Annotated in this window: 1 protein-coding gene; it reads right to left on the bottom strand. The window is 76.8% G+C overall.

What is annotated here, in order from left to right:
- The coding region (locus R0J87_RS20580; protein ID WP_498888574.1) for a hypothetical protein at positions 1-271 on the bottom strand (271 nt) is incomplete at both ends.

Raw genomic sequence — 271 nt, 5'->3', positions numbered from 1 at the left:
CCAGCGGCATGAAGCCTCCGGCCGCGCTCCAGCGCACCGACGGCACCCCGTCGACCAGGGCCAGCGGACCGGACGAGCCCCCGGCGTCCACGGCGTCCACGTCGATCACGCGCCACCCCACGTGCACGACGTCACCCTCGTCGAACCCGCCACGCAGCGCCTCGGCCCGACGCTCGGCCCGCTCGCGAGCCGACTCGGCCGTGTAGCCGCGGCGGCCGGGATCGGCAGCCCGCAGCACTTCGGCGGTGGCCAGCGCGTGCGTGTCGGTCAG

Origin of the sequence: Halomonas sp. SIMBA_159, assembly GCF_046536035.1 — a bacterium.
GTDB classification, from domain to species: Bacteria; Pseudomonadota; Gammaproteobacteria; order Pseudomonadales; family Halomonadaceae; genus Vreelandella; species Vreelandella venusta_A.
The sequence above is the reverse complement of the archived record's forward strand: the minus strand, read 5'-3'. Positions and strand labels throughout refer to the sequence as shown.